The organism is Arthrobacter sp. Soil_C_49, from assembly GCF_057656635.1.
In genome coordinates this window covers 1-24,878 of record NZ_JBDGJZ010000021.1, presented here as the reverse complement: position 1 = coordinate 24,878, position 24,878 = coordinate 1, and the positions used below count along the sequence as shown (strand labels likewise).

Below are 24,878 nucleotides of genomic sequence, written 5' to 3'. Positions count from 1 at the left end.
TCAGACGCCGGCCCAAGGGATGAATGAACTCAGGTCACTGATCTGGCGGACTGCATTTCCACCGGCGGCGGGGATGTCCATCTTCCAGTCGCCGTCTTCCCACAGCAGGGATGTCGAGAAAGCGCCGTATCCCCCGTCACTGCTCTTGATTGCTAGCTCTACGACCGCAGCTTTGGGCGTATACGAGTGGATGATGAAGCCGGCGATCTGTACCTTCGGAATGGTTCCCCCTCCGACGTCCTTCCCTTCCCTTATTGCCTGTACCGCTTTGTCCCGAGTGGGACTGTCAGCTGAGAGTTCCAGGTAAACCTGCTTCGCATAGCCATTGAACGAGGCAGCCCAGATGTTCGCCGTGGCATAGAGCGCTCCGGTGGGCGACTGCGCGAAGCAGGACCTCAGACCGTCCTTGCCTACCGTTCCCGGGCCTGCGGTGGTTGGGTCGGTTGGGACGGCCATGATTCCCACCAACTCCCACTTGGACTTCGGTGCGGTGCCCAGCGCTGTGTGGTTGCTGGCAGGGAGTCCGCAGACACTCTTGTCAGAGGCAGTAGACGTGCTGGGGCTTGCCGGGGCGGAGCTGGCCTGCGTGGGTGCTGGTTGGGCGTTTCCCTGTTCTTTGGGGAGCAGGAAGATGACGACTGCTGCTGCGATCAGCGCCACCACCAGCGCGGCCGCGATGATGAAACCGGGTTTGGTGAACGGATTGCTGTTGGTGGTGTTCTCTGGTGACTGGCTCACGATGAACCTCCCGTTGTCGGTGCTGGTTTAGACGAAGGCGCGGACGATACCTGAGGAGCCGGTGATGATGATGCAGCCCATCAGGACCCAGCCGAGTTTGGCGATTGATTCGCCGCCTTCTCCACGACGGAGCTGGATGACCATGCCGATGCCGACGATGATCACGCCAAGGACGCCAAGGACGAGGCCGATACCGGAGGCCCAGTTCAGGACGGTGAGCAGTCCGCCGGCTTCGGCGGGCACGACAGGGGTCGGGTTGGGGATGACGCTCGCGGCAAGAGCGGAGAAGGAGTTCATGGTGAGACCTTTCAGTGGTTAGTGCTTTGGGTTGGGTTCCGTAGCCAGAGCAGCTACGTCGGTGATGAAGCGTTGATATTCCTTGCCCGGTGGTGTCGTCGTGGAGTCGCCGTGCCGCCATGCCTCGACCCAGGGGAGGATCCAGAGGCGCGGTGCTCCCCCGCCGATAATCGCTGCGAAGTCACGCAGCGCCTTGGGGGTCTTTCCTGGTGCATCTGCCAGAACGGCGAGGCCGATAAGTTCAACCTTGGGTGTTGCTCCTGATGCCCATTGGGTCAGGGCGCTTTGCGCGCTGGTGAGGCCACGCATATCGTTGCGGCAAACCAGCAGCACCCGGGGCTTGCTGCCGTCCTGCATAACAGGCCAGCAGTGCCCGGCAGGGCGTGCCCAGCCGATCAGGTCCGCGGTGCGGCTTTCACCCGCTCCCCCGTGGCTACCAACAATCCACAACAGCGTGGACCCGGACACTACGCGGTTGGCCAGCCGGTCCGCGGTGTCCGGTTCGACCATGCCCCTCAGCGGTGTGCTGATCGCGGCAGCTGGCGGGACGTGCACCTCGGGTGTTTCCTCGTCGTCGCTTTCGGCTGGGCTGGTGATCCAGGGGTTCAGAGACAGTTGCATCGTTCCTCCTTTCCGTCGTTCGCTGTTGGGTGTCTAAAAGCCCTTGGCGACGGCGGCCGCGGCGGCCAGCCATGCCCGCTGGGTCGCGGGCTGCAGGGCTTCATAGCGGATGGGGCCGTTGACCAGGGCCGGGTCGTAAGGAATCCGGACGACAGTACGGACGAATGGCTCGAAACCGTCTGCGATCCGCTGCGCCTCAGCCTTTGCCCGCTTCAGGGCATCCCCAGTCATGCTGCGCTTGGCGTCGGTGGACTCGGAGACGATCACGACGGCGTTGCGTGCCAGCTCGGCGTCGTGGCCGCCACGGGATTCGAGAGTTTGCAGGGTCAGCCGGGCTGCTTCCGCTCGATCCTCGATGGCGGTGACCGGGACGACGAGCTGGTTGGTGTGGTCGATCATCCGGCGCCAGTTGGCCGCACGGGCGGTGTTGCCGGAGTCCATGATGACCAGCCGGTAGTAGCGGGTGAGGACCTGGTGGGCGATGTCCACTTCCTCGGCGGTGACTTCGTGGTCGCCTTCTTCGTTTTCGTCTGAGCGCAGCACGTCGAACTTGTCGGCCGTCTGGTGGTGGACGAACTTGGCGATCTCGGCCGCGTTCGTGGACGGTGACAGCAGCTCGGTGGAGGAATCGATCAGGTCCAGGACGCTGCGGTCGTGGGCGCCCTTCTCGGTCCTCCAGCCCAGGGTGCCCTGGGACTCGTTGTTGTCCCAGGCGACGGTCGCGGCCCCGCTGTAGCGGGCAAGGATTGCCGAGAGCATCACCACCGTGGGTGTCTTGTTCGCCCCGCCCTTGCGGTTGACCACGGCGATGGTCCGCGGACCGGGCCAGTGCTGGCTGACGGTCCGAATATCCTCCCGCTCGGATAGTTCTTCCGCTGAGGGGTCCATTCGGAAGCCCATCCGGGTCAGGGCTCCGCGCCAGCCCTGCGTGGCTGGTTCCAGCACCGGGGCGCTGACCAGGAAGGAAGTCTCCTTCAAACTCCGCCGGGTCACCGGAGCATCAGCCTCAACAGCTTGCTGCGGTGCCTCGCTAGCAGGGGCAGCTTCTTCGGCCGCCAGAGTATCCACGGCCAGAGGCGGCCAGGTCTGCCGTTCAACCACGGGCTGGGCCGGCTCTGGTTTCACCAGAGGCCCTGCGGCGGGAGCGGTGTCGCTAATCTTCGGGGCGGCCGCTACGGATGCGCCGGTGCGGCGGCGGGCGGGCCGCGGTTCGTAGGAGACGGATTCGACGTTCCCGTCTGGGTGGACGATCAGTTCGCCGTGGCCTTCGGGATCTTCAATGCGGACGCGGACGGGGCGCTGCAGCGTCCTGGCTTCGGCCACGACCAGTGCCAGAGCGTTGTCGCGCAAATCCTGCAGCGTCTCCCCTGCAGGGACGACGCGGGAGTTTCCTGCGACGGTGACCTCGGCGGTGCCGTTGTCGCTGATGATGGCCTTGATGTTCGGGAAGGCCAGGACATCGCTTGGTGTGGTGCTCATAAATCTGATTCCTTACGTTGACGGAGTGAGTGAGGCACGTACGGTTAGGACGCGGGCGGGGTGAGCCGGTTGACTTTCCACGGGGCTTCCGTGCCGGTGCGGAGCAGCTGCAGGGTGTAGGTGCCGGCATCGGTGGGAACGGCAGCCATGACGCCATAGCCATTGGCTTCATCGACCGTCAGCGTCGCGGGGCCGGTGACGCGGGTGGCGGGGACGTTGGCGGGGTCCACGGCTGAATAATCGGCTGTGGCCTGCGGAGTCAGCCAGCGGGCCAGATCGTTGGCCCACTGCTTGTCCTCCACGCCCGGGCGGGCGAAGTCCGTCATGGCCTTCTGCGCGGTCTCTACGGCGGCGTCCTTGCTGGCCTGATCCCAGCTGATGCCGATGGTGGCCGGGACGGTGCCGCCTGGAGCCTGCGGGCCGCTGCTCGCGCTTAGGGAAACCGGTGCAGAAGCGGCGGCTGCACTGGTCGCCGGCGCTGGTGTAGTGTTCGCTGCCGGCGCGCAGGCCGTGCACAGCAGAACCATCGCGGTCAGTGGCAGTGACTTCTTCACTTCTTCTCCTCTTGGGTGGGCAGGTACAGGAAGGCTGACGGGATCGTGTTGCTCACGGTGCGGGTGTAGTAGTTGTGGTCATCCGGCGGCGGGTTGCCGTTGTAGCCCTCTTCGACGTAGGTCCCGTCGTTCTTGACTTCCTTGACCACCGCCACGTGGCCGAAGGTGGGGTCTGACCCGCCGACGCCTGGCGCGTACCAGACGACCGCACCGACCCGGGGCGTGCTGCCGGTGGGCCAGCCCTTGGCGTCCCATCCGGCCTTCCACGTCACCGCGGAACCGAGGCCCTGCCCGTCCGGGCGGAAGTTCCCGTTCAGGAACTTGAACGGGGCACTGGTGGACCCCATCTGCTGGTTGACCCGCCACAGGGCGAAGTCCACGCACTCGCGGTAAAACATGCCCAACGGCGAGGCGGCCGCGGAACCTGCCCCTACCTGCAACCAAGTCGGAGAGTCCTTCCACGGGTAGTCATCCCCCGCACCGGACTTCCCTGGGATGGCGCAGTCACTGCCCTCGAGGGAGAAGCTCCCGCCCGAGAGCGCCTGGACGAGCTCGACGGCCTCAGGCCAATACTTCTGGTAGTGGTACGGGTCCGCGTTCCGCTGGACCTTGTTCCCGGCGATAGTCGGCTCCAACAGCTCCCAACCCGGTACAGCCTGCAGCGCCTTGATGAAATTGGTGGCACTGATCGTTGGATCCATGCGATCCGCGTAGGAGCCCCACGCGCCGTTGTCGCGCTGCTGAAACAACCCACGGGAATCCGGGCCGGGACCGTCGCCGTAGTCCAGCACACGCAGTCCCGACTCCCCTAGAGCCACCATGACGCTGATGGTCTGGCCCTTCACGGAGAGGTTCAGCGCCTTACCGGCGCCCATCACAGCGGCAGCGTTCTTCAACTGCTCCGCGCTGTATCCCTCCACGTTCGTGTTTCCGTCCAGGGCCACAGCTGCCGGGCCACAGTCGGCCGCCGCAGGTTTCGCAGGATTCAGCAGAAGGATGAATGAGAAGACCAGCCCGAAAAGCAGCCCGGGAATGACGATCAAGGCCACAAGCACCAACGACTTCCGTTGGTTCATCGTGTGGTCCGTTCTCTGACGAACGACCTTAGGTCTTGCATGACCGTTCCCTCCCCCGTGTGCCGAAACTCGCGTCTTCGACTAGGCGTCCTGGCCAAGATGCCGGGGGTGCGTACCTGATGGGCCGAACCCCTACCCGGCTAAACTCGGCCAAGAAGCTAAAATAAAGATAGATACCAAATATTGAGTATTTGAAAATATTTAACTATTGGTAGCAGTTTAGCAGGTTCATTGTCATGCGTCCTGTCACGTCAAGGAGTGTTTGTGCCCGTCTCAGCCAAAGAGTTCAAGAGCTGGCTGGACGCTGCGTCCATCAGCACTTCCCCGGCTGCCCTCAGTGCACTGACGGGCCTTAACCGCGGAACCCTGGGAAACCAGCTGCGGAGAGGGAACGTGGCTGAATCGACGGTTGTCGCCGTAGCACGGGCAGCCGGGTTAGGGGTGCTTCAAGCTCTCACGGCCTTCGATGGATATCGCGACGTTCTCTCCCGGCCCGTGGAACCGTCCGCTGCCGAAGTTTTGAGCCAGGTCCACCACGCGGATCTCATGGGAGAGCTGCAATTCCGGACCTCAAAGACCCATTACCCCCGCGAACTCAGAAGCCACATTCCACTCATTGAATTTCCGCACGATGGTTCTCACCGTGCCTGGGTGGACGCCCTGGATCCGGGAGACCTACGACACCGCATGGCCGCGGAATCGGGAATGGCATTGACGTACATCATCACGTCCCTCACGGAGAACCGTCTCTCGCCGCACCTTGCCGTAGCGGCGTCCCGGGCGACCGGAGGGTCTTTCGCCTCAGGACTCGTCGTTGTCGGCCTGATAACGCCGGCAGAAGGCGGCTGGCAGGTGCGTGCACGCGAAGACGAACTGCTGGAGGTTTCCGACGACGCCCTTGTGGAGCTGATTTCAGCGCGCATTAACCTCCTGCAGCGCCGAGTGAAACAGCGCAAAGAGGCCCGGGAATACGCAGAGAAGATGACGGAGCTCCTGGGATGAAGGTGCTGGCCGTTGTACCCACTCTGATGCTCATTCTCTTGGGGAGCCTGACGTTCAAACGCCTCAATGCCCCTACTACGGGATATCAGCATGCACTCAAGGGAAAAGGCAGAAACGTCGCGCTGTCAGGAATATTCCTCACACTGGCTTACCTGCTTCTTGTACCACCCGTGTATTACGCAGTCGACTCCATCATGCCCATCACGAACGCGACGGACTTGCTTTCGAAATACTGCGCTCTGGTCGCCGTGGCGTTTCTTGGAGGCCACCTCAGCCAGGCCTACGGTTCAACGTTCGCCAGACGCTGGACTGTAGGCATGCCCGGTGCGGTCATGCTTGGCCTCACCGCTACAGGCCTCCTGTTGACGGTTCTGGCCACGGACGGCCCGGCCCCCTCCCCACAACTGCTTGATTATGCAGCGCAGCCCAGCGTCCGCCTTAACACCTGGCTGGTCCTGATCTATGTTGCCTACGTCGTAACACCCCTGATTCGGCCGGCCTACTTGGACGCCCGTCGGAACCCTTTGGCCATTGGGAAAGTGGCGTCTGGGATGATCGCGGGAGGCTTCACGCTGTCCTTGCTGCGGGCCGGTAGCTATCCCGCGGAATGGTATGGGTCCAAAGACCTCGCCTATGTGTACATGCTCATCTCCTACGCCTCGACCGCCTTGGTCGTTATTGGCCTTGCGCTGTTTGCATATGCGCGACGCCAGAAAAAGCCAGAACGTGAGCTGGGATCCGCCCTGTCGATCGACTAGAAGGACGCTATGACGACTCCCCAACAGGCAAAGACAGCCGTGCAGAAGGTACTGGCAGAGGTCCCACGTGAGCACGAGGCGGCGTACCAGGTCATCTACGCCGCAGTCCGTGTCTGTGTGGAGGCTGGCATGGAGCGGAAGGCGGCCGCGAGATTTCTCGGCATCTCACGTTGGCGCATCGACAAACAAGGCCGTTACTTCCGCTCGCTCAGAGCTACCCGGGATCTGTTCCGCGGGGCTTTTAGCGCTACCTCCGCGCAGACGGCCGCCGGGCCCGTCGATGAGATAGTGCGGCGGGCATGGTCGTGACATGCAGGCTCGACCCATATCCAAAATTTTTGGAGTTTATGACATATTGGAGTCATGGACTTTTCACCACGTGTCATGAGGGCCCGCGAAGCCACGGTATGGACGCCGAGCAAGATTAAGCTCGACACACCCGCGCGGATCCCTGCGTATGCATTCGTCGCGTGACACGTTAAAGCCATGAGTGCACAACCAGGACGCGTCCGTCACCCTGACGGCATAGATCTGGTGCTCCTGCAGGGCCGAGTGAGGCCGGAGCGCCGCAAAGCCATAAACAGCGCAGCTGCGAACTCTGGCCGGTCAGTCGGCCTTTACCTTGAGGACCTGGTCCTCTACTTGGAGAAGAACGGCGGACTGCCGGTCTTCCCCAAGATAAACCGACAAGCTGAGGAGCTGCCTATACAGGCCGCTTCTTAAACGAAAGACCCCGCACTAGGTGCGGGGCTTCCGAAATCCTTCCATCACCGTCTCTGTTTGGCGACTGTGCCGGCGATGGATACCAGAACCTTCCCGCGAGGGACGGTCCCTTTGTGTTCCCTTCAAACTGAAAGGTCTTGTCCCCCTTATGGTACCGGACCCTGCCCGGGCGTCAACGCACGTCCCGGCCCGAGTTGTGCCCTGCGGCGAGCAGGGAAAGGCCACGCCGAGAATCCCCGGCTATGTGGCGGTGCAGGGCTTGCCTGGCGTCTGGAAGCAGCGCGACCACGCGCTACTAGGCGAGCATTCGAAACGCACCGAAGCCCCCCGGCGCCTTAACCGGATGGTGGAGCGGAACGAGGAAAACGTCCTTCGCGCCGTCCCTGAGGGCAGCTGCGCGCTGACGATGGACTTCGACTGGCTGGAAGCTATCCGCCAACACCCCAAGCTCACTTGGCGCAGATCCGACTTCCGCCGAAACCTCCTCGCCGTGGCCTCGCTTTTACTTCTGGGCTTCGACTTCAATAGCCACACGGTGACCCCGGGCAACGCCTACCTGTTGGCCTCAGCCGGTATCGGCCAAGGCACCCTGGGGCGCATCAAACGCTGGCTGATGCGCCACGGATTCCTCGCCATCGTCGCTGGCGGCCGCTCAGCGATCTACACCCCCAAAAACTGCAGCGGAGAGACCAACCTCTTCAAGGTTGGCGAACGCGAAGAACGGATGGCCGACAGGGCCGTCTACGTCCTCTGCCGTCCCGCCACCGAAGAGGAACTGGCCAGGTTCGGTGAAGAAGAAGTCCAGCGCATGGAATCCAAGTGCAAACTGGATCCGCTTCTGGGCATGTTCGGATTCGCTGTGGACATAAATGGCAACCCTAACCTGTCCAAAGGAAAATCAACCCCCAAAGGCATAATGGCGTGGGCTTCGCCCACACTGAAATCCTATTTTGAGGCGGCCACTAAATGGGTGGCCGATATGACGGCCGCTCGTACAGATCTGCAATGGCCAGCTGATAAAACGACAAGCGCCAATGACAAGGCAACCCGCGACTTCAACGAGTTGCAAGCGGCCCGTACCGTCCAATGGAACTCACCGCCACTCCGTAAGCTGCGCTCACGCCACCTCGCCCGGATCCTGGCGCCCTTTTTCCGTGCCGGTTACACACCAAGCGATGTCCTGCACGCTCTCGACACCAAACCCGACGGCACCGAGCACCGTCACGATGGCTTCCACGGCGCGTTGAACCTTCCCGCGCTCCTGCAAAGCAGGCTCAACCACTGGCGGGTTAACGGCCAGCCTGTCTACAGCCGTCGGCAACGCGCCTTGCAGCGCTCCGAGGCGGCAAAAGCCCAAGCGAGGGCCGAAGCCCAGCGGATCCAGCAGCAAGCAGCTGAACGCCGCTCAGACACTGTGCGTGCGTCCTGGCGAACAAGGTTCGCTGATGACTACCAAAAGGGACTTCAGGAGGCTGCCGTACGCGGCACCACGCGCTGACGCCCAATGTGGACCGCTTTGAGATTTATCCTCCGGTCTCCACCCGGCCCACAGTAGGGACAGCGCAAAACCGAAGCACTTCCCCATGGTCCAGGCCTGGGGGTTGCCGTCTCCCCTACCGTCTCCGTTGGGTCTCTTTCAGCCGGGACGACACACATCTACCGTGCGGGCCGCGAGTGGGAGGGCACAGGAACCGTGGCGGCGTGGCCGGCTTCTTAGGCACCGGGGGGATCCCAGCGAGCTACTGGCGGGGATGACCACAACCAGAAACCGCACAAATCGAGTATTTCTCCTAGGGGGGCTTGAATAAAAGTTCCTAGGTGGACTAGAGTGGAAGTGTTAGCAGCCCAACGAGAGGAACTGAAAATGCTCACCGAAACCACCTATCCAAGCGGAAACACCGTCACCTTCGACCACGAAGACAAGTGGTTTCAGACCTTCGGAGCCGCCAACAACATCCTCAGCGGTGACTACGTGGCCGCCGGAGGAACCGGGCGCCAGCACTTCTGGATCGATAAGGAAAGCCTGCAGGCATACGTCCCCGCTGCCATCCGCCACGAATGAAGGAGCGCCGCCATGATCCGCAAGTGCATTGCCCTCGTCATCCCCGCGCGACTCAACGACGAAGTCACAGCCAACCGCCAAGACGTCCGCCACGGCACCCTTGAAGCGCTGTACGGACAGCTGGACTGCATCGTCAATGGGGACTGGCAGGTCTACCTCAGGGCTGACAGCCGGAACGTCCACCCCAACGTACGAGCAGGGCAACTACTTCGGGAGACAGGCCTCTACCTGCCCGAGGTAGCAGGCACCGCTGTTTACCTGGGACGCGCGGAACACGGCTGGGACACCGACGCCCCAACCCATCTGATCCGCGTCGCAGAAAAGTTATTCGACACCCGCCTAGCCGCAGTGGAATTCGTTTAGCCAACCCATGGTGGCCGGAAACCCCGGCCACCCCTCCCTAGGAGCCCGGAACCATGAGCATCACCGTCTACACCATTACCGATGAAACAGGCCGTGAGTGCGGTAACTGCACCGCCACCAAGAAGGCCATGGACCGCCAGAGAATCACCTACCAGGTAAAGGAGATGACAGAGATGGAGCGGGACATTTTCCGGCAGGCCGGCCACATGGCCGCGCCCGTCGTCGTCACCGATTCAGATTCATGGTCAGGCTTCCGCCCCGACAGAATTCTCACCCTCAAATGAGTATCTACTCATTTACTCAGTTGAGTATCAATCGCGAAAGGAAAGATCATGACGGAGTTAGCCGGCCAGCTCAACGAGGAATCCTGCTAGCACCCCTGCGATAAGTGCTCTAGGGGGACTAGCGTAGACACGGACAGCTGCCCGGGCCGCCAGGAAAGGACTCCCCCCACGCATGAAAAACAAACGTGAGTTTGAAGCAATCGCCCATAAAGAGGGCAAATGGTGGGAGATACGTATCCACCAGATCAACCAGGCAGCCCGCGCCAGCCGCGCAAAAGACATCCAGGACATCGCTGCTGACCTCGTGGCCACGACGCTCAACCTCGATCCAGAAGACGTAACGGTGCACGTCACCCTCAGGGCACCTGGAAACATCATGGAACGCTGGACCCAAGCCCGGAACGATCTGGAGAAGGCCCAAGAACTATCGACAAAGGGAGCCGCGGAATCCCGCGCCGTCATCGCCGAACTGAGCGAGGACTTCACCATCACCGAAGTGGCCCGCATGCTCGGCATCTCCACGCAACGCGTATCCCAGCTGAAAGCGAAGAAGGCACCCACCGCATAAGCCCGACATAGGCAGTCAGACCACAACCGTAGGCTGACTCAGAAATGCCCATCCCAGAGAGGAACGCACCATGGATGGCGAGACCCCCGAAGTGATCCGCGCGGCCGATGACGCCTACGAGGCCATTCGCTCAATCAACCACCTGACCATCACGCAGATCCACCCGGCCCCTACCGTTTATAGCGTCTTAGGAAATCTCAAGGGCCTAGGCCACATGCTGCCGCAGGCGTGCACGCAGCTCGCCAAATCCCTCGGCCGCTCTCTGGACGAATACGACGTGTACGAGGATGACGGCCGCGATCCCATTCAGAGCGTGGCCGCTGCTACTGACCATCTCACAAGGGCCGCGCAGTTGGCCGCCGAACTGGGCGCCGAGCTGGAGAAAGCGCAGAGCGCCATTTCCCGCCAAGGTTACAGGGACACGCCGCTCCCCTAGCCTCACTCAAGCACTCATTTACTCATGAAATACTCAAATGAGTATTAGCTCAAATACTCATTTGAGTATTTCGCGTAGAACAGGACGCCGCACATGAAAGTCATCGCAGTTCTCAATCAAAAAGGCGGGGCCGGCAAAACAACCATTGCCACGCATGTCGCCACGGCGCTTAGATTGGCCGGCCATACCGTACTGCTTGTGGACTCAGATCCTCAAGGCAGTGCGCGGGACTGGGCCGCAGCCCGCGAAGATCATCCCATGCCCGTAGTGGGGATGGACCGACCAACGATTGAACGGGACCTTAAGAGCATCGCCCCCGTGGACTTCGTCATCATCGACGGCGCCCCACAAGCCGCAGACCTAGCCGTGTCGGCCATCAAAGCCAGCGACTTTGCCCTCATCCCCGTGCAACCGTCGCCCTACGACATCTGGGCCACATCCGACCTCGTTGACCTGGTGAAGCAGCGAATCGAAATTACAGACGGAAAGCTGCAGGCAGCTTTTGTTGTCTCCCGCGCCATCACTGGAACGAACATCGGAAAAGAAGTCTCCGGGATCCTGGAAGGCTACAACCTTCCCGTTCTGCAATCCCGGGTGCACCAGCGGGTTGACTACCCAGGAACCGCAGCGGGGGGATCCACCATCCTGGAGGACTTCCCGGGGTCGCCCGGGGCCAGGGAGATCCAAGAGCTCACCAACGAACTCCTTACGCTTGTGAGTAAATGAGGAAATGAGTAAATGAGTAGCTTCTCTAAGCTGTCCACTGGGCGCCCCAGCCAGTCCGCCACAGCCAAAGCCAAACTGATGGAAAGCCTTAAGGATGAGGTTCCAGCTGAGCAGCTTCAGCGGGTGAACTTTGAAGTCCCCAGAAGTAAGCATGCCAAGCTCAAAATCCTCGCCGCCAAGCGCAACCAGAGCGTCAAGGAGTTCCTGACCGCCTACATAGATTCGTTTCCAGATGAGTAACTACTCATTTGAGTATTTGAGTGGGGAAGTGGATCCCAGAACACTATCTAGTTTTGCTTGGAAACGTGGGACTTGGCATGAATGATCGCATGACGCTGCCCATCTGGGAGAGCCTTGTCGCCGAAACCCAATTCGCCTCCGATCTGGCCTTGGCCGGGCTTCGTAGACTGTGCTCCGTCCCGACGGCTCCCGATTTGTTCCCCTGGGGCAGCAAAGATCAGAACTACGCACTTCACGTCGGGATGCACTCGTATTCGTCCGGGTTGGAGCGCCTGTGCAAGTTGGCTATCGCCTGCAACGGGTACGCGGTCGCTGGCGAGTTCCCGAGGCTGCGTGACTACTCCCACAAGATTGGGAACCTGCTCAACGCGGTTGAGGAGTTGCCGCTGCCTCAGTCGGGCCCCAGCGTCTCGCCGCGTAAGATGGGGTACCTCGTCCGCCCGCTGGACGCCCTCGACCCCGATGTCACGAACATGGTCGAGCGGTTCGCCAATGGGGCCGGCAGATACGAGCACCTAGATTCGCTTTCGAACGATGACACCGAGGTCAGTACGTACAAGGAATGGTCTGCACTTGCTGCAAGGGCTTCGGTCTCGGAAGACGTGCGCCGACTGATCTCGATCAAGGAACGAGCGGCCGACGCAATCCAATCTGAGCTGGTTGACAACGGGCTCCTATGGACTTCGCAGCGAGTGATACAGGACCTGGCTCTTGACCTGTACAAGCCGTCAGTCGGCGTAGTGATGAGCCTTTTCCGGAAGGTCCGGTGGGTGTCCGCAAGCCTTGATGTGGCCACTTGCTACACACGACAGGAACTGCCACTGCTGGGGGAGGTTGTCTCTCGTATCTTCATCCACACTTCCGCGGACTTCTTCAACTACCACATCGCCAGAATCGGGGACGAGGAAGCCGTGGGCGAAGAGCTCGAAGCGGCGCACGAACGGATTCGCTTACGTGAGGCGGAAGCGGACGATGAAGGCCCCCTGGCGCCATGAGCAAACTTATGTCTTAGTCCTTATCGTCCTGGCGAGGCGGTAGGTGGCGGTACAGCGTTGTTCGGGCCAGTCCCGTTTTGCTGACAATTTCCCGCATCGGGATGCCCTTCTCCCGCAGCATGGCGGCGTGTTCAAGCTTGTCAGGATCGACTACGGAAGGCCGGCCCGTCCGCCGGCCATGTGCCGTGGCCACCGCCCGCGCATGGGATGCCCGTTCGGACGCGTAAGTTCGTTCCATCTCTCCGAAAAGCGCCAGCATTACTACCGCCAGCTGCGCCATGGGGCTGTCCGGGTTCGATGTGTCGATTGGCAGGGGATCAGCCAGCGTCCGGACACCCACCCCGCGCCCTTTGAGCTCGTGCATTAGGTTCAGAGTGTCCCGCACCGTGCGCCCCAGCCGGTCCAAGGTATGCACAACGATCACGTCGCCGGCCCTTGCATGGTCCAACGCCCCCCGAAGGCCGGGCCGGTCCCTTGTGGCTCCGGACTTCTTATCAGCGAACACTTTGGTGATGCCGGCGACCGCCAGCGCATCCAGTTGCCGCCCTAGGTCCTGTTTGGCGGTTGAGACTCGCGCATATCCGATTTCCATCCGAGCACCGTACCGAAAGTTGCGTCTGTGACCTCCTTCTATGGCGGGCGTTTTGGCATAACATGCGGGACACGAAGATTACGCGGAACGGTGCGGATCAGATTGCTGGGGGAGTGTCCCACTGACAGGTGTCCTGATTCCAAGGAAGTGGGACGACGGTATGCGGCTGCGTCCTCTGGTAGTCAGTGGTGACTGAGAGAATCAGCTATGGCCTCAGTCGAATACATCCCTGCACGGCTCCGAAGCGCTTTTCGTGAGCAGGCGCGGGGGATTGTCGTCCATGACATCGAGAGAATGTGGCGGGATGAGGGCTTTGCGCCCGGGTCGGGTCAATCATTCAGCGGCGTGCGCATGTCCCTTTGGTCTGATTATGAGGCTTCGGTGCAGTGGTCAGACTGGGAGCACATTGTCAGAGTCCTTAGGGTCTATGAGGGGACTATTGCCCTGGCTACGCCGGATGATCGGGAAAAACTTGCTGGATTGCTGAGCCGTGAAGGGTTCCGACTGGTTAGTTCGGGTCGGATTGAATACATCGGTGCAGGCAACAGAATCACCGAAGTGACGCGGACTCGAATTTTGGAGCATTTGAAGAAGACACCCGGAGGAAGAAACTGGGCGGGTCGCTTTGATCCACCCGAGTTTCTGAAGAGACTCTACGACCTTGCGGCAATGCCCAGTGAAGACCCGCGATTCGAAAATGCCGAGCTGGAGGTTTGGCAACATTGTGTCAACAACGATGACTGGGACTTCGACTGGGTGTTCTACGATGCCAGGTTCGACCTGGCGACTGATGGCATGCTGTTGAGGTTCCTTGCAGAAATGCTGCATCCAGCAGTCCGGACTGACCCGGAAGACGTTGCTGCTCTTCTTGGCGGTTTAAACGATGCACTGAGACCGGATGGGTACGAGCTTTACGAGAAGTCCAGCATCAGCGGCCGACCCCTCTATGCATGGCGGAGCATTGCGGGATTCCATGGATCGGCACCCTTCCATCTCCTCCAAAACCGTCCAGCAATCACTGATCCCGCGGTCCTTCAAGAACACCTTGACCGGATAAAGAGGGTTATCGAAATTGACCCATCTGCGGCGATTGGTTCTTGTAAGGAGCTCATTGAATCTTTGTGCAAGCTCATTCTTGAATACAGCAGCGTGGAGTACACAAGGAACGATGACCTTCCTAAGCTCTACAAGAAAGTTGCCGCGTTGCTGGCCCTGAACGCGGAGTCGGTGGAGGAGAACGTTAGGGGAAGCGAGGCCAGCCATTTGGTTCTTCGAGCCCTAACGACAAGTGTGCAAGGCATAGCAGAGCTTCGTAACCAGCTGGGACTCGGACATGGACGAACGACCCGCAGCACTCTGCGACCTCGCCATGCACGCCTTGCTTTGAACAGCACGGTGACGGTCGCCGAATTCCTCCTTGACACATGGCACGCACGCATTGAAGCCGGGAAGATTCCGACACCGGGGGATGATCCTAGTACTGGCGCTTGTAAACAATAAGCAGGAGCCTCCGTTTTTGGAGGGAGCCTACGTCTGTGCCACTGGATAGGACAGTCCCACTAGGGAAGTGGAACGCTAGCGTGTTGGTCCAGTCCAAGTGGTGCCCGGTAAGTTTTGGAGATGCCTACCGAATTATCTGAAATTGCTGCGCTCCTGGGAATCGATCTTGGTACTGAACGGACTAAAGATCGACTCCTAACGGCCATCGATAGTGAACTCAAAGACCTGCAAGTGCCCCAGACCACAGCAGCGCAGCACGAACGGCAAGTTGCTCTCATGGCTGCGCGCGCCGAACTTAGAGGCCCAGGGAGCAGCCATACCGATCCGTCTACGGATTTAGTTCCTCTGTCGCTTGTCAGCCAGGTGGTGGCAGCCATGCAGGCAGGCGCAGTGAAGGATCAGATGGGCACGGCGCCCCGGCCGGACCCAACCCTGACTATGAGGACAAACGTCAAAGCCGCAGCGACCCAGGCGTCGGCTGATTTTTCAAAGGCTCGCTCATGGCCGTTTGCCACGGCAGGTGCACTATTGGTCTCGGTATACGGCCTCAGAACGTACTTCAACGTCGGTGATTTGCAGCTCCCCTCGGAACTCTTCTACCCGTTTCTAGGCATAGCAGCGTTCGCGATTGTTATTGGCTTTGGCCTGTCCACAGCGGCCCAGCGGCGAGCCACCCTTTTCTTGCGTAGGCTCTACGATCCAGACGTCCAGGAAGAGGCATTGAACCGTCTGAGCGACGAATCGGGAGACTTTTTCGGCAGCCATGGGGAGCGGGAGTTTGTTCGCCGCGACCACCATGGAAGGTCACCCCGGGCTGTGGACGATGGGGGTGGCATAATCGTCAACCGGCCCATGTACAGGGACGCTCTGCAGGCTACCGCTCACGGTGGACGCTCAGCCTTCATAAGTCTTCTGTCCACAGTAGACCTGGAGGCAGCGGCTGATGACGCCGCAGGTTTGGCTTTGGACCGTCTGAGCGATCTGAAGATAGTAGAGCCCGTCGTTTACCAGCGCCGCCAAGCATTCCGGCTCGTACCTGAGCAGGCCTTAGAACGAAGGTGACTACAACAGCCGATGGAGGATATTGGCGCGTCCCGTTTGTAAGAAAATGGAACACTCGCGTGGCGCACTTATGCACGTCAATGCAGGAGCTGGTTCCTGGTCATTCTGTAGGACCGCAAGCTGCTTCCTTCTCCGAGCCGGTTCACGAACACACGACGATGACGGAGCACAAAAAAAGCCTGCAGGCGCTTTTCGTCCTGCAGACCTTTTTAATCTCGTTGATGAGAGACCCTGTCCTCACCTTCTATGCCCACAACACTACACATGCGTAGGGCGTTATGACAACCATGTAGTACACGTAGATGGTGTGATGTCTACTTCATGGGTACAGAGCCCGATCTGGCAAGATACAGTCCATGGCAGACAGACGGCAGACTCGTGGCGCAATTATTGATTCTTTTCACCGCTCACGCCTAGAGCCGTATTTGAAGGCCTCGGCAGGTGATGAGAAGCTCGCCCTTTCGCTATATGGCTGGAATCTCCAGCTGACCTCAGCCTTTCAAGAACTGCTTAGCGTTACGGAAGTGGTCCTCCGGAACGCCATGGACGCCGAGCTACAGAAATGGAATTCTGCCGAGCTAAAGGTTGACCAGAGCTGGCTCCTGAAAGACCCGGCCGCCCCGCTTCGCAGCCTAAGCCAAGGGAAGAGGGTGGAAGCGCTTAAGCAGGCCAATTCGGCCAAGAAGAAGCGGGATGCGGCTCATTGGCGTCATGGCATGGATGTAACGCATGACGACGTCTTGGCGCAGGTGACGTTCGGACTTTGGAAGGACCTGCTACCCAACCACCTCAACAATGCTGCTGACAATAGAGAAAACCGAAATCGTCAACGGATGTGGAAAGAAGCGCTGGTGAACGCCTTTCCGAATGTTGTTGACCCTGACGGGGAAACGACCTTCTGGCGTGTGTACCGGCTTCATGGGCTGCGTAATCGCGTATCGCACATGGAGACACTGCTAGAGGTAGATGCAGCGGAACGGACTCGCGATGTATTCAACCTCGTCAATTCGATCAGCTCGCCCGTACATGACTGGTTGACCGGCCTGAATCGCGTTCCCGCGGTGATTAAGGCGCGTCCTTCAGCATAGGGGCTTGGACCGGGCACGCGGGGGTATGGAGAATCACTAGCTCCAATAGGACAGTAACGCCCTTAGACGTGTCGCCCAGAGGAGCCTCAGCTAGGCCCAACTTAGGAGATACGTGGCCGACTTCAATGCCCTGCTTGCGCAGGTCATACCTGTGCTGCTGCTCGCCGCCGCCTTTGAGTCACGATGGCTACAAAAGAAGCCAAGCAGGTATGGTGCGGGGGCCGGCCTCAAAGACGACAGCACTAATGAACCTGGCCGTCGTGTCCACTGGGACACAAATCCATTTCAATCCCCGGTGCTGTTGTTTTTCACCCTCTTCATTGGGTTGGGTGAGGCTCTGGCGCTTCTGGCTGTCTATCGGGGTACCAGTGAGCCATGGATGAACGCCTGTGTTCTGCTTGCAGGCTTTCTGGCGTTGTTCTTGGTGGTCTGGCCTCTGATGTCCCTGCACCTGAAGGACATCATCGAAACCCTTCGCCGCCAGGGGATTGACGGCATCACGATTGTCCTTCACATCATTGTGATCGGAACCCTCGCCTACCTCGCATATAAGGGAGTCGGCTGGCTGACGCCGGTTCAATCCGGCGGGAGATAACGCTGGGCCCTTTGCAGGCGCATAAGGTGGTCCGACAAACTCCTCCAGGACCATCACCTACTATCTGCCTCTCGCGCTGCCAGTAAGATCGATGCCTGTGTACGACGAAGCTTCCTCACTCTTCGAGATCGACGAGCCTGCCCCATCTCCAAACGTCATCGCACCGCTTCCGATCAAAGCAGAACAAATACAAGAGATCCGTGATGCCTTCGAGGAGGCCGGAGTGTCAGGTCAGGCCGATCGCAAGGCCCTGATCGAATCAGTTGTCGTTCGTGAAGTATCCAGCCTCCGGGAGCTTCAGGCAGTGGAGGTTCGGAGGATTCTTCAGCGCATCCACGGCCTGCGTGGATCCAAGCCAACACGCACGGGATCTGCCTGGGATAACCGCGAAGAAGACACCTGGATCGACAAGCTTTAGCGGCGTCTTTTCGCCATTGACTCCCTCCATTTCGACATGTCCTGTAAGCCCTGCCCCGAGGTCTGAACCACCCAAGCCGCGCGGGTAGGGTTGGAGTTGAGTTCGCGCCCGCGCAGTTTGCGTGTGACGCGGACTCACTCATGTCTCAGTAAGGATGGGGAAATGTCGCGGCTCACGGACCTTTTGCGCGCTGCCAAGCAGCTTGACGAGCAGCTTGGCAAAGATTTGGAAGACGAGATTCTTCCATTGCAGAAGCGACTGCCGTTCGGGCTCAATTTTGAAAGACATGCTCCCGAGGCCGTCGAACTCGCAGGACATAAGATCCGCAAGGGAAGCAAGGTACGGATCCTGCCTCCGAGAGGATCGACCGGTCGTGGTGACCAACGACTCTGGCGCGTCACAGAGCTAATTGGTGACGCCGCTGAGATCTCGCTCCTGGACAGTTCCGAGGGTGAGGTCTGCACCGTGCAGCGGGACGATCTCATTTTGGTGGCCGAATTTCGCGACTGGATCTACCCCGGGCTGCGCCCTGACGGAACAGTGGAGCGAGGCGGGGATAGGCCTTTCCACACAGTCATCAATGGCGAGAACTTTCATGTGCTCGAACAGCTGACTTTCACTCACGAAGAGGCTGTGGACGTGATCTACATTGATCCGCCTTACAACACAGGCGCCCGTGACTGGAAGTACAACAACGACTACGTCGAGGGCGATGACCTTTACCGGCATTCGAAATGGCTTGCGTTCATGGAGCGACGGCTCAAGCTGGCCAAGCGACTCCTCAAGCCCGAAAACTCTGTTCTGATCGTGACAATCGATGAGAAGGAATACTTGAGGCTCGGGCTGCTGCTGGAGCAGACGTTCGACGATGCACGTATCCAGATGATCTCTACCGTCATTAACCCCAAGGGAGTTTCGCGCGGCGATTCCTTCCGCCGCTCCGACGAGTACATCTTCTTCGTGATGCTGGGCGCGGCCGCCCCACAAAGGTTGGAACTTGGTGGGGAGTGGGGGTCGGGAAGCTTTGGCAATAGCGACACTGCAGCGAGCGACGACAATACCGAGCCCGCTTGGAGCTCCATGATGCGTCGCGGGTCGAACTCAGCTCGTGCGGATCGGCCGGGCCTCTTTTATCCAATCTATGTCGATCCTGCCACTGGCCGAATCGAGCAGGTCGGAGCACCCCTCAGCGCTGATAAGCACGAGGCCCCGGAAGTTCCTGGCCTCATCACTACTTTGCCACTGCGTCGGAATGGGTCAGAAGGCCGATGGCAGATAGGTCCAGAAGAACTCAGGTCCCGTCTCTCCCAGGGACGGGTGCGAATTGGCCGGAAAACCGCCTACGGCTACGTGATTAATTACCTCTCGGATGGGGCATATGCCGAGGTGTTGTCCGGCAGGTTTGAGATCAAGGGCCGAGCGGAAGACGGATCGATTCTAGCGACCAGAGTAGGTGTGCAATCTCGAGCTCAGGTTCCTTTCACTCAGTGGCGCACACCTTCGCACAATGCCTCTGAGTATGGCTCCACTCTTCTGACAGCATTCCTCCCCGGCAGGAAGTTTCCGTTCCCGAAGAGCCTTCATGCGGTCGAGGATGCACTCAGGCTCTTTGTCAGCGACAAGCCCGAAGCAGTTGTGCTCGACTTCTTTGCCGGCTCCGGAACCACTGCCCATGCTTTGATGCGGCTAAACCGGCAGGATGGCGGCAGCCGGCAATGCATTTCCGTGACGAACAACGAGGTTTCAGCTGAGGAGCAAGCACGGTTACGCAGGGAGAAACTGCGTCCAGGCGACGCCCGGTGGGAGCAATGGGGCATATGTGACTACATCACGAAGCCCAGAATTCTCGCAGCGATTACGGGTCGCACTCCAGATGGAGAGCCGATCAAGGGCGACTACAAGTTTGTCGATGAGTTTTCGATGGCTGACGGCTTCAACGAAAACGCCGCATTCTTCACACTCACTTACGAGTCACTGTGGCAGGTCAGCACTGACCGCGCGTTTGCGGCAATTGCTCCGATGCTTTGGCTGCGTGCTGGCGCAAGGGGGAGATGCATAGACGATCTCTCGCCAGGGTGGGCGGTTGCCGAGGCCTACGGCATCATCAAAGACCTTGACCGGTCAACCGAATTCATAGCTGCGCTTCAGCCCCAGGAGAGCCTCAGGATCGTCTTCATCGTTACGAACGACGAGGGCCGCTACCAGCAGATCGCAAACGAGATCCCCGGTGTTGAAACCGTCCGTCTTTATGAGGATTACCTCCGGAACTGCGAAAGCAATGGTGACTTCTAATGCGCTTCACTCTCAAGGACTACCAGGTGGACGCTGTCGGGGACACCTTGGCAGAGCTGACCGATGCACGCGAGTTCTACCACGGCGCGCGGAAGCGGGTTTCGTCGGTAGCACTCACAGCCACGACTGGTGCCGGCAAAACGGTGATGGCGGCAGGGGTTATTGAAGCGCTTTTTTGGGGGAGCGAGGACTTCGAAACCGTCCCTGATCCAGGTGCGGTCGTATTGTGGTTCAGCGACGATCCCTCATTGAACCAGCAGACCAGGTATCGCCTGGAGCAAGCTTCTGACCGACTCCGCAACCGGCTGGTCACGGTCGAACATCCGTTTAGATACCGGAAGCTGCAGCCCGGGCATGTGTACTTCCTCAATACCTCTAAGCTGTCACGGAATAGTCTGCTGGTACGGGGTCACGATGCTGCTGACGCCCTGCCGGGCATGGAATCAAACCCGGACACTGTGCCATTCACGTTTTGGGACACGCTGCGAAACACCATTGAGGATGAGAGCACCACGCTGTACATGGTGCTTGATGAGGCTCACCGAGGTATGGGACGGAGGGCATCATCTGACACGCCTACTATCGTGAAGCGTCTCATCAACGGTCACGGCTCCGTTCCGCCTGTTCCGATCGTTTGGGGTATCTCTGCGACGGTAAAGCGGTTCGAGGACTCCATGAGTGCTGCCGAAGTGCAGGACAACCGGGTGCATCTTCGGACCATTACCGTGGATCCTGTTCGGATTCAGGAGTCGGGGCTCCTCAAAGATGACATCGTCCTCGACTTCCCCGCAGAGACGGGAGACTTTAACACCGTTCTCCTGCGGCGCGGCGTTCGTAAGGTGAAGGAGATGTCGGCGGCCTGGGCGGCATACGCCGCCGCACAAAATGACCATGACCCCATTGCGCCCCTACTGGTTTTGCAAGTGCCGAACAAGCCTTCACCGACAGAGGTGGCCTCTGCCATTGATGTCATCCGGCATGAATGGCCCGAGATCGGCTCCGAGGCGTTCGCGCACGTCTTTGGTGAACATACTGCTCAAACTTTCGGTGCGCACAACGTCCCCTACATCTCACCGGAACGAGTGCAGGACGCTGCCTATATTCGGGTGATATTGGCTAAGGATGCCATCAGCACAGGTTGGGACTGTCCGCGTGCAGAGGTAATGGTTTCCTTCCGTCCAGCCGAGGATGAAACACACATCACCCAGCTTTTGGGCCGGATGATACGTACCCCTCTCGCGCGTCGAGTTGAGGGTGACGACGTCCTAAACAGTGTCGAGTGCATCCTTCCACGGTTTAACAAAGCCACGGCCAGCCGCGTGCTTGAGCAGATCATGGGCAATGACCTCAGCGAAACCGGAACTGGAACCGGTCAGCGTGTTCTGATCGACCCGCAGCTCATGAGGCCGAACGAAAGGGTTCCTGATTCGGTGTGGGCGCTGTTCGCCGAACTCCCTGCCGAAACGTTGCCCCGTAAGCATGCGAACCCAATGAAGCGCCTGACCTCTCTGGCTCATGCGCTGGCGGCGGATGGCTTGGTGCCGGAGGCGGGGCGGATAGCTCATGAGCGCCTGCACGGGGTCCTCAACGGGCTGTCTGCGCAGTACCGGAACGAGCTCGAGAAAGCCGAGTCGGACGTGCGGACTGTAGCCGGCGGCACTGTCCGCGGACACGCGCGCTACGGTCTAAGGGCCGACGAAACCTGGACTGAGGCGGCGGATGACCGCGCCATCCAGGAAGCATTCCGTCATGCCACACGAACAGTGACCCCAGACATCGCGCGCACCTACGTAGACCACCTTGCAGCAGACGCCGAGGACGAGGATGTTCTCCGTGACGCTCACGTACGCGTGGCAGGGCTCGCGATGCTGCCGCAGACCCGGCCATCGCTGGATGCGGCTGCCGATCTGCTCTCGTCGGAGTGGTTGGGCAAGCACCGCGTAGCCATCAAGACGCTGTCGGAGTCCCGTCAAAGCTTGTATGCGGAGATTACGGCCATGAGCACGGACCCTCAGCTGATTTCCATGGCGTTGCCCAAAAACCGACAGGAGGAAACGCGCCGGGCCGTGGGCGACGCAACCCAGATACTCGACCAGCGCCCGCTCCACCTGCTCTCGGACGAAGATGGCATGTTCCCAGTAGGGAAACTTAACCCCGACGAGATTCAGGTGCTCGATACCGAAATTCAACGCGGCGACCTACTCGCCTGGTATCGCAACCCTACCGGCGGCCGCGACTCGATGAGCATCGCCTATCAGGACGTCCACGGAGCCTGGAGGACACTCAGACCCGACTTCCTCTTCTTTGTCACCACTAGTCACGGTGTACGAGCCAGCATCGTCGATCCTCATGGGTCGTGGCTACCCGATGCACTGCCCAAGCTACGGGGCCTAGCGCGATTCGCAGAGGTCTACGGCGAGAGTTTTCATCGCATCGAGTCAATTTCTCGCATAGATGGAGAACTGCGTGTCCTCGACTTCACCTTGCCGGAAATACGGAAAATTGTCTTGGATGCGATAGATGCAGACTCTGCCTACCGCGAGTCTGCTGTGGCGTACTGATCTTAAGAGCACCGCAATATGCGGCGGGACGGACTGAGCATGGACCCCAAGTACCTTGAAGCACTTTTCGCTAAGTACCCCGAGCGGCTGACGCCTCAGCACCTCGAAGAACTCTTCGGGCTATCCCGAAACACTGTGTACCGGTGGCTCCAAAACGGAGTGATTCCTGCTTACCAGGTCGAGAAGACGTGGTTGATTGCCAGAGATCAGGTCAAGGATTGGGTCTGGGAAAACCGGAACACACTTAGGACGGGTCAGGCGCCGGAAGTGATCGAGGACCAGGCCCAGAGCGAAGCGGCTGAGCAGCTGTAAGGATGGCACATACAGAGTTGTCGGGACGGAATGGTTCCCAAAGAACGGAAGGCTAGAACGTGAGTGTCGATCCCCAGCGGATATCCCCTGAAGATCTCCGCACGCTGGTCACCGAAATACGTAACGGGAGCTCCCGGCGGAGCGGTTCGGAACCTGATCTTCGGGGTACACCGTGGGATCCTGCCGTAGCTGAACCGGACATGTCTTGGGACGATATCAGGGCGCAGATAGCGCGAGAACAGTTGGAAGTAGACGAAAAGTTGCGCTCGAAGGAGCCCATCTTCGTCATCACCGCAAGTGGATCTCGACGGGTTCACCTCGCCGAATGCTTTCATGTCCGGCATGTCCTTGACCGGAAGCAGGCCTGGGCACATGTGCTCAATGGCGACGGGGAACTAACGCTAAATCACCTGTCGCTGGTCTACGCTCAGCCACACATCCTCAGCAGGACGGAAGTAGAACAGCTAAATAGCTATGTCGCGTGCCAGGTTTGCTCTCCCACTCTGGACCACCAGCAAAAGCTTTGGAGATTCAACCCCAAACCCATGTTGGCAGTGAATCTAGGCCCAAAGCACATCGGACGGAATGTCACCACGCCTGAGGGCAAGGCGCTGGGGCAGCTGATAAGCCATCAGCGGATTGTCGCCGCTGGTGGCATCCGAAGCATCACTACAACGACTACCGGCAGCTTCGAAGGCGATGGGAATGAGAAGTACGTCGTTGCTCCTGCGGAAGCGTAACTGAGGCGATAAGCCGCTTACCCTTCCTTGGGCGCCGGCCCATCCGGCAATCCTTGAGCCGCTTCCTGCGTGACGCCCCTGATCGTGGCAGCAATCGCCCGAATCGCTTCAGGGTCCTCGCCCCAATGCCGCCCGTTTCGGCTGCAAGCACGAAGGGACGTCACATTGGACTCGCTAAGGGCCAGGTTGAGTTCAACCAATGCACCGTCTAGGTCTGCCTGCTCTGCAAGCGACAGCGGCGCAGGCTCAGCCGCGGCTACGGTGCCTGCCAAGGGCTCACCTCGAGTGCCCCGCTTGTTCAGTAGGTTCCAAAATCCCATGAGTCGGCCCTTCGTCGGAAAAATCATCCCACCAGGGAATATGGGGGCAAGACCGTGGCGGGACACTGCCACCGTACCAAGTTCGCTGGCGCCAGGTCAGCGCAGCCGGAATTCGTCACCGCGATGGACAGCTTCCGCCCAAGCACTCACGGTCACATCCGGTACAACGAACCTGATTGCTTCTGCCTCTCGCCTGATGGCCGCCGTGATCTGACGGATTGGCTGACCCTCAAGTGCGGCGATCTTCGCGTTCATCCGGGCCAAATCCAGCAAAGTCCTATCTCGATCCATGTCCATCCCTTTCGGTTTGTTCTGATGTGCCAATACGAACGTAGGTCTGGACTTCAAAAATGTGGGGGAGGGCTGCCGGGTTGCGCCGGCAGGTGACCAAGGTGCTCGCGGGCGAGCACTGTTGGGCGTCCTCTCCGCTTCGCTCCGTGGCCGGCTGTTGGGTGCTGCCGGTCCGTCGCAGAGCT

At 59.8% G+C, this 24,878-nt stretch carries 28 protein-coding genes; 21 read left to right on the top strand and 7 right to left on the bottom strand.

Translation table 11 applies throughout. The features are described 5' to 3' along the window. Genes AC3A4Z_RS22025 through AC3A4Z_RS22000 form a run of 6 tightly spaced genes read right to left on the bottom strand, consistent with a single transcriptional unit; the run spans window position 1 to window position 4,765 of the window. Complete coding sequence (locus tag AC3A4Z_RS22025) at window positions 1-738, bottom strand: DUF8175 domain-containg protein (protein WP_207597821.1); 738 nt, start codon at window positions 736-738, stop codon at window positions 1-3. A gap of 27 nt (window positions 739-765) precedes the next feature. Then, window positions 766-1,035, bottom strand: a complete 270-nt coding sequence (locus tag AC3A4Z_RS22020; RefSeq protein WP_207597822.1) for a hypothetical protein — start codon at window positions 1,033-1,035, stop codon at window positions 766-768. An 18-nt stretch (window positions 1,036-1,053) separates the two neighbouring features. After that, the gene (locus AC3A4Z_RS22015; RefSeq protein WP_207597823.1) at window positions 1,054-1,656 is read right to left on the bottom strand and encodes a DUF6668 family protein; all 603 of its coding nucleotides are present in this window, start codon (window positions 1,654-1,656) and stop codon (window positions 1,054-1,056) included. A gap of 33 nt (window positions 1,657-1,689) precedes the next feature. Further along, window positions 1,690-3,135, bottom strand: a complete 1,446-nt coding sequence (locus tag AC3A4Z_RS22010) for a chromosome partitioning protein ParA (RefSeq protein ID WP_207597824.1) — start codon at window positions 3,133-3,135, stop codon at window positions 1,690-1,692. A 44-nt stretch (window positions 3,136-3,179) separates the two neighbouring features. Next, the gene (locus AC3A4Z_RS22005; RefSeq protein WP_207597825.1) at window positions 3,180-3,689 is read right to left on the bottom strand and encodes a hypothetical protein; all 510 of its coding nucleotides are present in this window, start codon (window positions 3,687-3,689) and stop codon (window positions 3,180-3,182) included. Next, on the bottom strand, window positions 3,686-4,765 hold the full coding sequence (locus AC3A4Z_RS22000) for a CHAP domain-containing protein (RefSeq protein ID WP_207597826.1): 1,080 nt from the start codon (window positions 4,763-4,765) through the stop codon (window positions 3,686-3,688). Before AC3A4Z_RS22000 ends, AC3A4Z_RS22005 begins: the two co-directional genes overlap by 4 nt. 264 nt (window positions 4,766-5,029) lie before the next feature. Between AC3A4Z_RS22000 and AC3A4Z_RS21995 the strand changes: the two genes are divergently transcribed. The 12 genes from AC3A4Z_RS21995 to AC3A4Z_RS21940 all read left to right on the top strand — a co-directional run bounded on the left by AC3A4Z_RS21995 (window position 5,030) and on the right by AC3A4Z_RS21940 (window position 12,922). Next, window positions 5,030-5,767, top strand: coding sequence for a hypothetical protein (locus tag AC3A4Z_RS21995; RefSeq protein ID WP_207597827.1), 738 nt, complete (start codon window positions 5,030-5,032; stop codon window positions 5,765-5,767). Then, on the top strand, window positions 5,764-6,525 hold the full coding sequence (locus AC3A4Z_RS21990; RefSeq protein WP_207597828.1) for a hypothetical protein: 762 nt from the start codon (window positions 5,764-5,766) through the stop codon (window positions 6,523-6,525). Before AC3A4Z_RS21995 ends, AC3A4Z_RS21990 begins: the two co-directional genes overlap by 4 nt. Before the next feature lie 9 nt (window positions 6,526-6,534). Continuing rightward, window positions 6,535-6,834: a hypothetical protein gene (locus AC3A4Z_RS21985; protein ID WP_207597829.1), complete on the top strand. Its 300-nt coding sequence runs from the start codon at window positions 6,535-6,537 to the stop codon at window positions 6,832-6,834. Window positions 6,835-7,492: 658 nt separating this feature from the next. Then, window positions 7,493-8,746, top strand: a complete 1,254-nt coding sequence (locus AC3A4Z_RS21980; RefSeq protein WP_498714379.1) for a hypothetical protein — start codon at window positions 7,493-7,495, stop codon at window positions 8,744-8,746. A 366-nt stretch (window positions 8,747-9,112) separates the two neighbouring features. Then, on the top strand, window positions 9,113-9,310 hold the full coding sequence (locus AC3A4Z_RS21975) for a hypothetical protein (protein ID WP_207597831.1): 198 nt from the start codon (window positions 9,113-9,115) through the stop codon (window positions 9,308-9,310). A 12-nt stretch (window positions 9,311-9,322) separates the two neighbouring features. Further along, window positions 9,323-9,673 (top strand): hypothetical protein, encoded by a 351-nt coding sequence (locus AC3A4Z_RS21970; RefSeq protein ID WP_419202628.1) that lies wholly within the window; start codon window positions 9,323-9,325, stop codon window positions 9,671-9,673. A 53-nt stretch (window positions 9,674-9,726) separates the two neighbouring features. Beyond that, a complete protein-coding gene (locus tag AC3A4Z_RS21965) occupies window positions 9,727-9,957 on the top strand; it encodes a glutaredoxin domain-containing protein (protein WP_207597833.1) in 231 nt (76 codons plus the stop codon). 172 nt (window positions 9,958-10,129) lie between these two features. Further along, the gene (locus AC3A4Z_RS21960) at window positions 10,130-10,525 is read left to right on the top strand and encodes a sigma-70 family RNA polymerase sigma factor (RefSeq protein WP_207597834.1); all 396 of its coding nucleotides are present in this window, start codon (window positions 10,130-10,132) and stop codon (window positions 10,523-10,525) included. Between the two features lie 70 nt (window positions 10,526-10,595). Further along, a complete protein-coding gene (locus tag AC3A4Z_RS21955) occupies window positions 10,596-10,961 on the top strand; it encodes a hypothetical protein (RefSeq protein ID WP_207597835.1) in 366 nt (121 codons plus the stop codon). A 93-nt stretch (window positions 10,962-11,054) separates the two neighbouring features. Continuing rightward, window positions 11,055-11,687: a ParA family partition ATPase gene (gene parA, locus AC3A4Z_RS21950; RefSeq protein ID WP_069695459.1), complete on the top strand. Its 633-nt coding sequence runs from the start codon at window positions 11,055-11,057 to the stop codon at window positions 11,685-11,687. A gap of 12 nt (window positions 11,688-11,699) precedes the next feature. Continuing rightward, window positions 11,700-11,927 carry a hypothetical protein gene (locus tag AC3A4Z_RS21945; protein ID WP_045732620.1) on the top strand — a complete coding sequence of 76 codons (228 nt, stop codon included), beginning with the start codon at window positions 11,700-11,702 and terminating at the stop codon, window positions 11,925-11,927. A gap of 89 nt (window positions 11,928-12,016) precedes the next feature. Next, window positions 12,017-12,922 (top strand): hypothetical protein, encoded by a 906-nt coding sequence (locus AC3A4Z_RS21940; protein ID WP_207597836.1) that lies wholly within the window; start codon window positions 12,017-12,019, stop codon window positions 12,920-12,922. Window positions 12,923-12,935: 13 nt separating this feature from the next. Here AC3A4Z_RS21940 and AC3A4Z_RS21935 read toward each other — a convergent pair whose 3' ends face one another. Then, window positions 12,936-13,514 (bottom strand): recombinase family protein, encoded by a 579-nt coding sequence (locus tag AC3A4Z_RS21935; RefSeq protein WP_207597837.1) that lies wholly within the window; start codon window positions 13,512-13,514, stop codon window positions 12,936-12,938. 207 nt (window positions 13,515-13,721) lie between these two features. On the opposite strand from AC3A4Z_RS21935, the gene AC3A4Z_RS21930 reads away from it, so the two are divergent. From AC3A4Z_RS21930 to AC3A4Z_RS21890, 9 genes are all read left to right on the top strand, one after another. Then, window positions 13,722-15,014, top strand: a complete 1,293-nt coding sequence (locus AC3A4Z_RS21930) for an abortive infection family protein (RefSeq protein ID WP_207597838.1) — start codon at window positions 13,722-13,724, stop codon at window positions 15,012-15,014. A gap of 120 nt (window positions 15,015-15,134) precedes the next feature. Then, the gene (locus AC3A4Z_RS21925; protein ID WP_207597839.1) at window positions 15,135-16,076 is read left to right on the top strand and encodes a hypothetical protein; all 942 of its coding nucleotides are present in this window, start codon (window positions 15,135-15,137) and stop codon (window positions 16,074-16,076) included. 356 nt (window positions 16,077-16,432) lie between these two features. Next, window positions 16,433-17,164: a hypothetical protein gene (locus AC3A4Z_RS21920; protein ID WP_242703680.1), complete on the top strand. Its 732-nt coding sequence runs from the start codon at window positions 16,433-16,435 to the stop codon at window positions 17,162-17,164. Between the two features lie 112 nt (window positions 17,165-17,276). Next, window positions 17,277-17,759, top strand: coding sequence for a hypothetical protein (locus AC3A4Z_RS21915; protein ID WP_207597840.1), 483 nt, complete (start codon window positions 17,277-17,279; stop codon window positions 17,757-17,759). A 97-nt stretch (window positions 17,760-17,856) separates the two neighbouring features. Further along, window positions 17,857-18,177 carry a hypothetical protein gene (locus tag AC3A4Z_RS21910; protein WP_498714372.1) on the top strand — a complete coding sequence of 107 codons (321 nt, stop codon included), beginning with the start codon at window positions 17,857-17,859 and terminating at the stop codon, window positions 18,175-18,177. A gap of 162 nt (window positions 18,178-18,339) precedes the next feature. Then, window positions 18,340-20,469, top strand: coding sequence for a site-specific DNA-methyltransferase (locus AC3A4Z_RS21905; RefSeq protein ID WP_207597842.1), 2,130 nt, complete (start codon window positions 18,340-18,342; stop codon window positions 20,467-20,469). Then, window positions 20,469-23,030 (top strand): DEAD/DEAH box helicase, encoded by a 2,562-nt coding sequence (locus AC3A4Z_RS21900; RefSeq protein WP_207597843.1) that lies wholly within the window; start codon window positions 20,469-20,471, stop codon window positions 23,028-23,030. The genes AC3A4Z_RS21905 and AC3A4Z_RS21900 overlap by 1 nt, the downstream gene beginning before the upstream one ends. Before the next feature lie 39 nt (window positions 23,031-23,069). Next, window positions 23,070-23,342, top strand: a complete 273-nt coding sequence (locus AC3A4Z_RS21895; RefSeq protein WP_242703682.1) for a helix-turn-helix domain-containing protein — start codon at window positions 23,070-23,072, stop codon at window positions 23,340-23,342. A 59-nt stretch (window positions 23,343-23,401) separates the two neighbouring features. Beyond that, window positions 23,402-24,082: a hypothetical protein gene (locus AC3A4Z_RS21890; protein WP_207597845.1), complete on the top strand. Its 681-nt coding sequence runs from the start codon at window positions 23,402-23,404 to the stop codon at window positions 24,080-24,082. Window positions 24,083-24,878 lie beyond the last annotated feature (796 nt).